This window comes from Sphingomonas sp. STIS6.2, assembly GCF_000732685.2.
GTDB classification, from domain to species: domain Bacteria; phylum Pseudomonadota; class Alphaproteobacteria; order Sphingomonadales; family Sphingomonadaceae; genus Sphingomonas; species Sphingomonas aerolata.
In genome coordinates this window covers 52,640-63,180 of sequence record NZ_JPDP02000164.1, presented here as the reverse complement: position 1 = coordinate 63,180, position 10,541 = coordinate 52,640, and the positions used below count along the sequence as shown (strand labels likewise).

Here is a 10,541-nt window from a genome sequence, read left to right as displayed (position 1 = left end):
GGGGATGATGGTGTCGTAGGCCGGCGCGGGCTGCGTCGCAGTGACGGGCGCGGGGGCGGGCTTCAGCGACGGGTCGACGCCGAATTTGACCAGGACCTGAGCGGGTTCCACGGCAGCGGCCGCGGTGGTGCGGTCCGGGACCTCCGCAGGGGTCGGCATCACCAGCAGCACCGGCTTCGGGCCGGGCCTGCGCGTCTCGATCTGGACGGTGCGGACCTGCGGCAGGATCTGCCGGAATTCTAGCGCGAGCCGGTCCGCATAATGGTTGCGGACCCAGTTCGTCATGAAGGCCGACGGCAAGGCGAGGCGGATCGACTCCTCGTCGTCGCTCGGGATCAGCTCGATCGGCTTCAGCCACTGCTCGAACAGACGCGCGCCGGCAGACTCGCGCAGGGACGAGCGCACGCGGTCCCAGGCCTTTTCGGCCTCCGAAGCGTGCACGGTCGATCCTTGCCAATTCGTCACGCGCACACTTCTCCGACCCCGCGCGACAGCCGCGCTGGTGATATAGTCCCGACAGAAAATGATCCCCCGTGACGACCCATAGGGTCGCCCGGCATCTTCGCCCTGTTGCTTGCGCAGTGGTGATTCACGTCCGTGATTCACCGCCGCCGTTCGCTCAGTTATGAAGCGATCGGCGAGTCTAGCAAGGCCCGAGCACGTCACATTTTCGAAATAAAGCGGGTTGACTTGATCAAGCCCCGGAAATGCGTCGATATTTTTATAAGTGGCTGTGTTTGGCCAATTTTTACGATTTCGAGGCCGGTGCGGCATGATCCGGCTTCACTCGAATCGCGGGGAATCCGTGGGTTGCGCGAGCGCGCCTTCCGTTCCCGTTGCAGACGCAAAAAACCCGCCGGGAAGATCCCGGCGGGCAATCCGCTCCGGCAATGTCGGGTCGCTTAGGCGAGCCCGGTCACGGCCTTGGTCAGACGCGCGAACTTGCGGCTCGCGGTGTTCTTGTGCAGCACGCCCTTGGCGACGCCACGCTGCAGCTCAGGCTGTGCCGCGGCCAGTGCGGTGGTCGCTGCGCCCTTGTCGCCCGAAGCCAGTGCGGCCTCGACCTTCTTGATGAAGGTACGGATACGGCCAACGCGGTTGCCGTTCACTTCCGCGCGACGGTCGTTGCGACGGATACGCTTTTTCGCCTGCGGCGTGTTCGCCATGAAGCCCTCTGGATGTTCGAATGATAAAAAGGGGCGCCGGATTGCTCCTACGCCCTCTCGAAGCGCGGCTCCTACCCACTCCGCACCGAATCGTCAACCGCGTTCCGTCATGCCTTTTGACAGCGCGCGCACCAGAAGGTCGAACGCCCGCCCTCCGTCCTGCGGCGGACCAGCGCGCCGCACGAACAGGGTTCGCCCTCGCGACCATAGACGCGCCATTGTTTCGAGAAATAGCCGAGCTCGCCGTCGGGCCGCGCATAGTCGCGCAGACTCGATCCGCCCGCGAGGATCGCGGCGGTCAGCACCGTGCGGATCGCCTCGACCAGCCGTTCGAGTCGTGGCAGCGCGATTCGCCCCGCCGCCCGGCTCGGCGCGATCTTCGCCATGTGCAGCGCCTCGCACACATAGATGTTGCCGAGGCCTGCGACGATCCGCTGGTCGAGCAGCATCGCCTTGATCGAGGCGCCACGCCCTTCGAGCGCCGCGAGGAGATAGGCCGCGGTCAGATCGGGGCCGAGCGGTTCTGGCCCCATGGCGAGGAACGGCGGATATTGCGCGATCGCGTCGCTGGACCAGAGATCGAGAAAGCCGAAGCGTCGCGGGTCGTTGAGCGCGACCGTCCGCCCCGCCGCCGTGCCAATGAGCAGATGGTCGTGCGGCAGGATCGCGCTGGGATCGACCCGCCAGCGACCCGACATGCCGAGATGGAAGACGAGCGTATCGCCGCGATCGGTGTCGATCAGGCCATATTTGGCGCGCCGCGACAGCCGCGTGACGGTCGCGCCGGTCATGCGCTGCCGCAGGTCGACGGGAATCGCCTTGCGCAGGTCCGCACGGCGCGGTTCGACCGAGGCCAGGCGCTGGCCGAGCAGCACGGGTTCGAGCCCGCGCACGGTGGTTTCGACTTCGGGAAGTTCTGGCACGTTTTCCAGCTAGGTTGCGTTTGCCCGCGCCACAAGGCGCCGCTAGAGCACGGGGCATGAATGACATCGCGCCCGCCCCCGCTCTCATCCCCGACACCGCCCCGAAGGCCGATACCGTCTCGTTCGGTTATGAGGACATTCCCGCCACCGAGAAGACCGCGCGCGTCGGCGGCGTGTTTTCGAACGTCGCGAGCAAATATGACCTGATGAACGACGCGATGTCGGGCGGGATGCACCGGCTGTGGAAGGACCGCTTCGTCCGCCGCGTGAAGCCGCGCGAGGGCGAGCAGATCCTCGACATGGCGGGCGGCACCGGCGACATTGCGTTCCGCATGGAGCCGTCGGGCGCGTCGATCACGGTTGCGGACATCAATCCGCAGATGCTCGAGGTCGGCATGGAACGCGCGCACAAGCGCGGGCTCGACGGGCTGGTCTGGACCGAGGCGAATGCCGAGACGCTGACCTTCCCCGACAGGTTCTTCGACGCGTACACGATCGCGTTCGGGATCCGGAACGTGACCGACATCCCCAAGGCGTTGCGCGAGGCACACCGCGTATTGCGGCGTGGCGGGCGCTTCTATTGCCTCGAATTCTCGACCACCGTGTGGCCGGGCTTTGCCGAGGTGTACGACGCCTATTCGCACAAGATGGTGCCGAAGCTCGGGCAACTGCTCGCGCAGGATGCCGACAGCTATCGCTATCTGATCGAGTCGATCCGTCGATTCCCGGACATGCCCAGGTTCAAGGGGATGATCGCGGATGCTGGGTTTGTTCAGACGAAGGTCGAGCCGCTGCTGGGCGGTCTGGTTGCGATTCATTCGGGTTGGAAGATTTAGTGATCACGCGAAGGCGCGAAGGCGCGAAGAGGGGTTCACGCGGAGACGCGGAGACGCGGAGAGTCAGAGCCGCATTCGCGCGACAGCGCAGAATCAACTCTTCGCCGATGATGAAAAGCCGCAGTCGCGGCAGGGTGCACACTCTCCGCGCCTCCGCGCCTCCGCGCGAACCAAATTCTTCTCTTCGCGCCTTCGCGCCTTCGCGTGAACCGACTTCTTGCTACGGTGTTGAAGGCCTGTGACCGCCTCGACCACCCATGTCTTGCGCCTCCTCAAATGGGGTCGCATTCTCGCCCGGCACGGCGCGCTGCGGGGGATCGAGCGGGATCCCAATACGCCGGCCGCCGTGCGACGCCTCGCGCGGATCGCCCGGTTCGGTGCGCGCGTGCCCAAGGTGCCGCGCTATGCCGATGCGTTCCAGGCGATCGGCCCCGCCGCGATCAAGCTCGGCCAGACGCTCGCCACCCGCCCAGACCTGGTCGGCGAGGATGCCGCGCAGGATCTGCTACGGCTGCAGGACCAGCTGTCGCCCGTCCCTTACGAGACGATCGAGGCGGCGATGCTGGCGAGCTTCGGCAAGCCGCTCGAAACGCTGTTCTCGCGGATCGAGCAGGTCCCGGTCGGTGCCGCGTCGATCGCGCAGGTCCACCGCGCGACGACCACCGATGGCCGCCAGGTCGCGGTCAAGGTGCTCCGCCCCGGCGTCGAGGACGACTTCGCGCGGGCGATCGACACCTATAGCTGGGCGGCGGCGCAACTCGAGGCGCTGAGCCCCGAGGCGATGCGCCTGCGCCCGCGCCTGACGATCGAGACGTTCAAGCGCTGGACGCTGCGCGAGTTGAACTTCCGCCGCGAGGCCGCCTCGGCGTCCGAGCTCGCGGACGGCATGACCGCCGAGCCCGACTTCGTCATCCCCGCGATCGACTGGGCACGATCGACCGCCAAGGTCATGACGATCGAGTGGATCAACGGCATCAAGCTGTCGGATCGTCCCGCGCTGGTTGCGGCCGGCTACGACCTGCCCGGCCTCGCGCAGACCCTGGTCCGCGCGTTCCTGCGCCAGGCGATCGCCGACGGGTTCTTCCATGCCGACATGCACCAGGGAAACCTGTTCGCGCTGCCAGGCAACCGCATCGCCGCGATCGATTTCGGCATCATGGGCCGGATCGACCGGCGCGCACGCGTCTGGCTTGCCGAGATCCTCTACGGGCTGATCACCGGCAACTATAAACGCGTCGCCGAGATCCATTTCGAGGCGGGCTATGTGCCTGCGCACCACGACGTCGCCGAATTCGCGACCGCCTTGCGCGCGGTCGGCGAGCCGATGCGCGGGTTGCCGGTCAAGGACATGTCGATCGGCATGATGCTCGACAGCCTGTTCTCGATCACGCGCGACTTCGACATGGTGACTCAGCCGCATTTGCTGCTGCTGCAGAAGACGATGGTGATGGTCGAGGGCGTGGCGACCAGCCTCGATCCCGACATCAACCTGTGGGAGAGCGCGGAGCCGTTCGTGCGCGACTGGATCCGCGGCGAACTCGGCCCCGAGGCGGCGATCGCCGACCGGATCATCGAGGACGTGCGGACGCTGACCCGGCTGCCCGAACTGGTCCGCCGGATCGAGGCGCATTACCCGGCACCCGGCGGCGCGCCGCCGACGATGCCGCTGCGCGAGATCGAGGTCATCCGGATCGGCGGCGGCTGGCGCTATGGCCTCGTCGCGGTGATCGCGGCGATGGCCGGGGTTGCCGCCACGCTGGTCTTCGGTTGAGCCTGCACGTCGGATGAGGACGCGGCGGGGCGCCCCCCTGTGGCTGGTCGGCCCGAGCCGGTTTGCCGGCATGTCCCGGTCGCAGGCGCGGCTGGGGCTCGCGCTGTTCGCGATGCTGCTGCTCGCGTGCCTGACCGCGACCAGCGCGCCCGGACCACGCCCGAGCGAGGCGGGCGTGGCGTCCGCGCCGCTGGGCCAGACCGAGCTGCTGCTCTATCAGAGCGTCGTCGCAAACGTGCGCAGCGGCACGCCCTATTATGTCGCGGCGGCCGAGGCGCACCGCGTCGCGCACGCTCCGCTCAAGCCCTATACGACGGTCCGGCTGCCGACGCTGGCGGTGGTGCAGGCCGCGGTGCCGCCGCTGCTCGTCACCGCGCTGTTGCCGCTCCTCTGCATTGGCGCGATGGGCGCGTGGATCGTCCGGTTGCGCCCGGCGATGACCGGGCCGATCCCCGTGGGAATCGCGGGGCTGCTGATCCTGACGGGGCTCTACGTGCATCTCGAGCCGCCGCTGGTCGTGTTCCCCGAAGTCTGGGCGGGGGCTCTGATCGCGCTCTCGCTCGCCTTGCGGCGCCCCGGTGAGTGGATCCCCGCGGTCGCGCTCGGCCTGTCGGCGATGCTGATCCGCGAGACCGCGCTGATCTATGTCGTGATCATGGCGGTGATCGCGTGGATCGAGGGCGAGCGCCGCGAGGCCGCCGCATGGGTCGGCGCGACCCTCATCTTCTTCGTCGCGCTCGCCGCGCATGCGCATGCGGTGACGCTGGTGACCGGTCCGCTCGACCGGAGTGCGCAGGGGCTGAGCGGTCTGGAGGGGTTCGGCTTCTATGTGCAGCTCGTGACGCTGTCGTCGGGCCTCGCGCTGCTGCCGGACTGGCTGGCGGCGGTCCTGATCGCGACCGCGCTGTTCGGGTGGCTGGCGTGGCGCGATCCTGCCGCTGTCCGCGCGCTCGCGACGCTGCTGGGCTATGCGGCGGTGATCGCGCTGGGCGTGCGCAGCGACGACTTCCCCTGGGCGCTGATCACGACCCCTGTCCTGCTGATCGGGATCGTCTTTGCCGTCGATGGCCTGCGCGACATGATCGTCGCGGCGCGTGATACACGACGGATTACGGTGACGCGCGTGATCCGCTAGGACTCGCGGCATGAAGCGTATTCTCCTGATCGTCGGGGGCGGCATCGCCGCCTACAAGGCGAGCGAACTCGTCCGACTCCTGCGCAAGCGGGGCCATGCGGTCCGCTGCGTGCTGACCGAGGCGGGGCAGCATTTCGTCACACCGATGACGCTCGCCGCACTCAGCGAGGACAAGGTCTATACGACCCTTTGGGACCTGAAGGACGAGGCGGAGATGGGACATATCCAGCTCAGCCGTCAGGCCGACCTGATTGTCGTCGCCCCCGCGACCGCGGACCTGATCGCGCGGATGGCGGGCGGGCTCGCCAACGACCTTGCGACGACATTGCTGCTCGCGACCGACAAACCCGTGCTCGCGGCGCCGGCGATGAACGTGCGGATGTGGCTGCACCCCGCGACGGTGCGCAACGTCGCGCAGCTGCGCGCGGACGGGATCACCGTGATGGCGCCCGACGAGGGGCCGATGGCGTGCGGTGAATTCGGTCCGGGGCGGCTGCCCGAACCCGACCGGATCGCCGACGCGATCGATGCCGCACTCGAGGCCAAGCCGCAGCGTCTCGCGGGTCGGCACATTCTCGTCACCGCAGGGCCGACGCACGAGCCGATCGATCCCGTCCGCTATATCGCCAACCGGTCGTCGGGGCGGCAGGGCTTCGCGATCGCGGGTGCGCTGGCGGCACTCGGCGCGCGGGTAACGCTGGTGGCAGGGCCGGTGACGCTGCCGACCCCCGCCGGCGTGACACGCATCGACGTCGAGACCGCGCGCGAGATGGCCGATGCGGTGGACCGCGCGCTGCCCGTCGATGCCGCGATCATGGTCGCGGCGGTCGCCGACTGGCACGTCGACGCCGCGGTGCAGAAGATCAAGAAGGGCGATGCGACGCCGACGCTTTCGCTGTCCGAGAACCCCGACATCCTCGCGACGCTGGCGCGGAGCCCGCACCGACCCGCGCTGCTGATCGGCTTCGCGGCCGAGACCGAACGCGTCGTCGAGCATGCGACCGCCAAGCGCGCACGCAAGGACGTCGACTGGATCGTCGCCAACGACGTGTCGGGCGACGTGATGGGCGGCGACAGCAACAGCGTCCATATCGTCACGAAGGACGGCGTCGAGAGCTGGCCGCGGCAGGGCAAGGATGCAGTCGCGGCGCAGCTGGCACGGCGCGTCGCCGATGCGCTGGAACCCGCACAGCCGATGCGCTAAACCGCGCCGCATGACGATCCGTATAGACCTCAAGAGATTGCCGCATGGCGATGGCCTCCCCCTGCCCGCCTATGCGACCGCCGGTGCCGCTGGCATGGACGTGGTCGCGGCCGAGCCGCTGACGCTTGCACCGGGCGCCCGCGCGGCGGTCGCGACCGGCTTTGCGATCGCGATTCCCGAAGGGTACGAAGTGCAGGTGCGGCCGCGTTCGGGGCTGGCGCTCAAGCACGGCGTCACCTGCCTCAACACGCCCGGGACGATCGATTCGGACTATCGCGGCGAGGTGAAGGTCATCCTCGCCAATCTCGGCGATGCCCCCTTCGACATCGCCCGCGGCGACCGGATCGCGCAGCTCGTTCCTGCGGCGGTGGTGCGCGCGAGTCTCGGCGAGGTCGAGACGCTCGACGACACGGTGCGCGGGCATGGAGGATTCGGGTCGACCGGACGATGATCGCGCTGCTCCTTCTGGCAGCGTCGCTGGGCGCCGTGCAGGCCCCGGCCGCCGATGTGCAGACCGCACCGGCGCTGCCCGTGCCGCGAATCATCCCCCCGCCCGTCGTTCCGACCCTGCCCCCCGCGCCTGCGTCGTCCGCGCCGCCTCAGGTGACGGGTGGCGTCCCGCTGCCGCCACAGGACTGGAGCGCGCTGCCGGTGTTGCGGCTGCGGCGCGCGGTTGCCCCGTCGCTGGATGCCAGCACGTTCGTCCAGCGCGAGGTGCTGGCCGGGCGGTGCGGCGGCGCGACGCGGACGCCGCAGGGCTGGGTGCTGAACCTCGACCTCGCGCTGCTCGCCGCAGCGGATGGCCGGGTGCGACGGGTGACGCCACGCGCGATCGACTGTCCGACGGTCGAGCAGTTCGCCGCCGGTCTGCTGCTGGGCGCGGCGCGCAACAATGTCGATCTGCGCGGCGCCGCCTCCGACAGCTGGTACCGCACGACGATGGTGTTCGCGTGGAAGGCATGACGCTCTCCGACGACGAACTCGCGCGCTATGCCCGGCACATCGTTCTTCGCGAATTCGGCGGCACCGGTCAGCTCCGCCTGAAAGCGGCGACCGCGGTGGTGATCGGCGCCGGCGGCATCGGCTCGCCGGCGATCCAGTATCTCGCGGCCGCCGGGATCGGGCGGCTCGTGCTGATCGACGACGACGCGGTCGAGACGTCGAACCTGCAGCGTCAGACGATCTTCCGCACCGAAGACCAGGGTCTCGCCAAGGTCGAGGCCGCCGCCGCGGCGCTACGCCGGATCAATCCGAACGTGACCGTCGACACGCACCGTCTGAGGGTCGACCAGGGCAATATCGGCGCGCTGATCGCGGGCGCGGACGTGGTGCTCGACGGCTGCGACAATTTCGCGACGCGGTTCGTTGTCGCCGATGCGGCGCATGCGGCGCGGATCCCGCTGGTCTCGGCGGCGGTCGGGCAGTTCGAAGGCCAGCTCGGCGTCTATCGCGGCTGGGAGCCCGACCGGCCCTGCTATCGCTGTTTCGTCGGCGAGAATCCCGAGCGGGCCGAGACGAGCTGTGCGGAGGACGGCATCCTTGGCCCCGTCACGGGCGTGGTCGGCAGCCTGGCCGCCCTGGAAGTGATTCGTGCGGTCGCGCCGTTCGGTGACGATGTGGCGGGGCAGCTGTTGCTGATCGACCTGCTGTCGCTCCGCTTCCGGACGATCCGGCTGCCCAAGGACCCCGGCTGCCCCTGCTGCGGCAGCGGCTGATCCGCCGCCGACCGGGACGGATGGGCTAACCCACCCGTCCCGCATCTTGCAGATCGTTCAGCCCAGCAGCGTCTTGGCGAAGGCGCGGACGACCGGTCCGATATCGTCGCGTGCGAGCGCGAGCGCGAGGTTGGCCTGGATATAGCCCGCCTTGTCGCCGCAATCGTAGCGCTGGCCATCGAAGGTGAAGCCGTGGAACGGCTGGTTGCCGATCAGCTGCGCCATCGCGTCGGTCAGCTGGATCTCGCCGCCGGCGCCCTTTTCCTGCCCTTCGAGGATACGCATCACCTCGGGCTGGAGGATGTAGCGGCCCGGGATCATCAGGTTCGACGGCGAGGTGCCCTTGGCGGGCTTCTCGATCAGCGCGGTGACCTCGGTCAGGCGACCGTCGGTCGCGCCGGGCGAGATGATGCCGTATTTGTCGGTTTCCGAATCGGCGACCTCGAGCGCGCCGATGACGTTGCCGCCGACCTTGTTATACGCCTCGACCATCTGCTTCATGAAGCCGGGCTTGCCGACCATCAGCTCGTCGGGGAGCAGCACCGCGAACGGCTCGTCGCCGACGATCTCGCGCGCACACCAGACCGCATGGCCGAGACCCAGCGGCTCCTGCTGACGGACATAGACGGGCGAGCCGGGCCGCTGGCGGATGCCGTCGAGCACGGTCAGCGATTTGCCGCGCGCGCGCATCGTCGCCTCGAGCTCGTAGGAGATGTCGAAATGATCCTCGAGCGCACCCTTGCCGCGGCCGGTAACGAAGATGATCTGCTCGATCCCCGCTTCCAGTGCCTCTTCGACGGCATATTGGATCAGCGGCTTGTCGACGACGGTCAGCATCTCCTTGGGCATCGACTTGGTCGCCGGAAGGAATCGCGTGCCAAGCCCAGCAACGGGGAATACGGCCTTGCGCAGCGGTTTGATCGTCATTCAGTAGTCCCTTGTATCGTTGCGGGTGCAGATCGTTGCGGGTGCATAATGCCGCCGAACGGACTCGGCAAATCAACTGCGGCGGTTAGCGCGTCATTAAAGACGTGGGGTGTAGGCGGGTTCCATGTCAAAAATACTCGTCATCTTCGGGACGCGCCCCGAAGCGATCAAACTCTTCCCGGTCATCCGGGCGTTGCAGACGCAGCCGGGGCTGGTCGTCAGGACCTGCGTGACCGCACAGCATCGCGGGCTGCTCGACCAGGTGCTCGCGATCGCGGGGCTGTCCCCCGATATCGATCTCGACCTGATGGAGCCGGGGCAGACGCTCGATCGGCTGACCGCGCGGCTGCTGGTCGGGCTGGGCGACGTGATGGACGCCGAGCAACCCGACATGGTCGTCGTCCAGGGCGACACCGCGACCGCGATGACCGGCGCGCTCGCCGCCTATTACCGCAAGGTCCCGGTCGCGCATGTCGAGGCGGGGCTGCGCTCGGGCGACATCCATCATCCCTGGCCCGAGGAAGTGAACCGGCGGATCGTCGCGCCGATCGCCGCGCTCCACTTCGCGCCGACCCAGACCGCGGCGGACGCGTTGCTGCGCGAGAATATCGCCCCCTCGACGATCCACGTCACGGGCAACACGGTGATCGACGCGCTGCACTGGACCCATGCGCGGGTGGCGGCGGATCCGGCGCTCGGCGCCGCGCTCGACCCGGTCGTGGCGGACTGTGCGGGCAAGCGGATCATCCTCGTCACGACGCACCGGCGCGAGAATTTCGGCGACGCGATGGCCGGGATCGCGCGGGCGATCGCGCGGATCGCGGCGCGCGATGACGTCGCGGTGGTCTTTCCCGTGCATCCCAA

Annotated in this window: 12 protein-coding genes; 8 read left to right on the top strand and 4 right to left on the bottom strand. The window is 68.4% G+C overall.

Annotation, left to right across the window (positions count from 1 at the left end; genetic code table 11):
• The 3 genes from sphst_RS21420 to mutM all read right to left on the bottom strand — a co-directional run.
• On the bottom strand, nucleotides 1-465 hold a 465-nt coding region (locus sphst_RS21420), incomplete at its 3' end, for a DnaA N-terminal domain-containing protein (RefSeq protein ID WP_325049513.1).
• 437 nt (nucleotides 466-902) lie between these two features.
• Entirely contained in the window at nucleotides 903-1,166 is a 264-nt protein-coding gene (rpsT, locus tag sphst_RS19975; RefSeq protein WP_031394736.1) for a 30S ribosomal protein S20, read from the bottom strand.
• A 107-nt stretch (nucleotides 1,167-1,273) separates the two neighbouring features.
• A complete protein-coding gene (gene mutM / locus sphst_RS19970; RefSeq protein WP_031394735.1) occupies nucleotides 1,274-2,089 on the bottom strand; it encodes a bifunctional DNA-formamidopyrimidine glycosylase/DNA-(apurinic or apyrimidinic site) lyase in 816 nt (271 codons plus the stop codon).
• A gap of 56 nt (nucleotides 2,090-2,145) precedes the next feature.
• Between mutM and sphst_RS19965 the strand changes: the two genes are divergently transcribed.
• From sphst_RS19965 to sphst_RS19935, 7 genes are all read left to right on the top strand, one after another.
• A complete protein-coding gene (locus sphst_RS19965; RefSeq protein ID WP_051916442.1) occupies nucleotides 2,146-2,925 on the top strand; it encodes a class I SAM-dependent methyltransferase in 780 nt (259 codons plus the stop codon).
• Nucleotides 2,926-3,163: 238 nt separating this feature from the next.
• The gene (ubiB, locus tag sphst_RS19960) at nucleotides 3,164-4,696 is read left to right on the top strand and encodes a 2-polyprenylphenol 6-hydroxylase (RefSeq protein ID WP_031394733.1); all 1,533 of its coding nucleotides are present in this window, start codon (nucleotides 3,164-3,166) and stop codon (nucleotides 4,694-4,696) included.
• Nucleotides 4,697-4,709: 13 nt separating this feature from the next.
• On the top strand, nucleotides 4,710-5,831 hold the full coding sequence (locus tag sphst_RS19955; protein WP_107046051.1) for a hypothetical protein: 1,122 nt from the start codon (nucleotides 4,710-4,712) through the stop codon (nucleotides 5,829-5,831).
• Nucleotides 5,832-5,841: 10 nt separating this feature from the next.
• Entirely contained in the window at nucleotides 5,842-7,035 is a 1,194-nt protein-coding gene (gene coaBC, locus sphst_RS19950) for a bifunctional phosphopantothenoylcysteine decarboxylase/phosphopantothenate--cysteine ligase CoaBC (protein ID WP_107046050.1), read from the top strand.
• Between the two features lie 10 nt (nucleotides 7,036-7,045).
• Nucleotides 7,046-7,486 carry a dUTP diphosphatase gene (dut, locus tag sphst_RS19945; RefSeq protein ID WP_056406322.1) on the top strand — a complete coding sequence of 147 codons (441 nt, stop codon included), beginning with the start codon at nucleotides 7,046-7,048 and terminating at the stop codon, nucleotides 7,484-7,486.
• Nucleotides 7,483-7,998 (top strand): hypothetical protein, encoded by a 516-nt coding sequence (locus sphst_RS19940; protein ID WP_107046049.1) that lies wholly within the window; start codon nucleotides 7,483-7,485, stop codon nucleotides 7,996-7,998. Before dut ends, sphst_RS19940 begins: the two co-directional genes overlap by 4 nt.
• Nucleotides 7,995-8,750 (top strand): HesA/MoeB/ThiF family protein, encoded by a 756-nt coding sequence (locus sphst_RS19935; RefSeq protein ID WP_056674990.1) that lies wholly within the window; start codon nucleotides 7,995-7,997, stop codon nucleotides 8,748-8,750. The genes sphst_RS19940 and sphst_RS19935 overlap by 4 nt, the downstream gene beginning before the upstream one ends.
• A gap of 57 nt (nucleotides 8,751-8,807) precedes the next feature.
• On the opposite strand, the gene galU is transcribed toward sphst_RS19935, so the two are convergent.
• On the bottom strand, nucleotides 8,808-9,677 hold the full coding sequence (gene galU, locus sphst_RS19930; RefSeq protein ID WP_031394718.1) for a UTP--glucose-1-phosphate uridylyltransferase GalU: 870 nt from the start codon (nucleotides 9,675-9,677) through the stop codon (nucleotides 8,808-8,810).
• A 124-nt stretch (nucleotides 9,678-9,801) separates the two neighbouring features.
• Between galU and wecB the strand changes: the two genes are divergently transcribed.
• Nucleotides 9,802-10,541 (top strand): non-hydrolyzing UDP-N-acetylglucosamine 2-epimerase (gene wecB, locus sphst_RS21415; RefSeq protein ID WP_234387773.1); only part of this gene is annotated, 740 nt, incomplete at its 3' end.

Excerpts from the sequence above, each read along its gene's own strand:
- rpsT (WP_031394736.1), bottom strand. The coding sequence starts at position 1,166 with ATGGCGAACACGCCGCAGGCGAAAAAGCGTATCCGTCGCAACGACCGT.
- sphst_RS19965 (WP_051916442.1), top strand. The coding sequence starts at position 2,146 with ATGAATGACATCGCGCCCGCCCCCGCTCTCATCCCCGACACCGCCCCG.
- sphst_RS19955 (WP_107046051.1), top strand. The coding sequence starts at position 4,710 with ATGAGGACGCGGCGGGGCGCCCCCCTGTGGCTGGTCGGCCCGAGCCGG.
- coaBC (WP_107046050.1), top strand. The coding sequence starts at position 5,842 with ATGAAGCGTATTCTCCTGATCGTCGGGGGCGGCATCGCCGCCTACAAG.
- dut (WP_056406322.1), top strand. The coding sequence starts at position 7,046 with ATGACGATCCGTATAGACCTCAAGAGATTGCCGCATGGCGATGGCCTC.
- sphst_RS19940 (WP_107046049.1), top strand. The coding sequence starts at position 7,483 with ATGATCGCGCTGCTCCTTCTGGCAGCGTCGCTGGGCGCCGTGCAGGCC.
- sphst_RS19935 (WP_056674990.1), top strand. The coding sequence starts at position 7,995 with ATGACGCTCTCCGACGACGAACTCGCGCGCTATGCCCGGCACATCGTT.
- galU (WP_031394718.1), bottom strand. The coding sequence starts at position 9,677 with ATGACGATCAAACCGCTGCGCAAGGCCGTATTCCCCGTTGCTGGGCTT.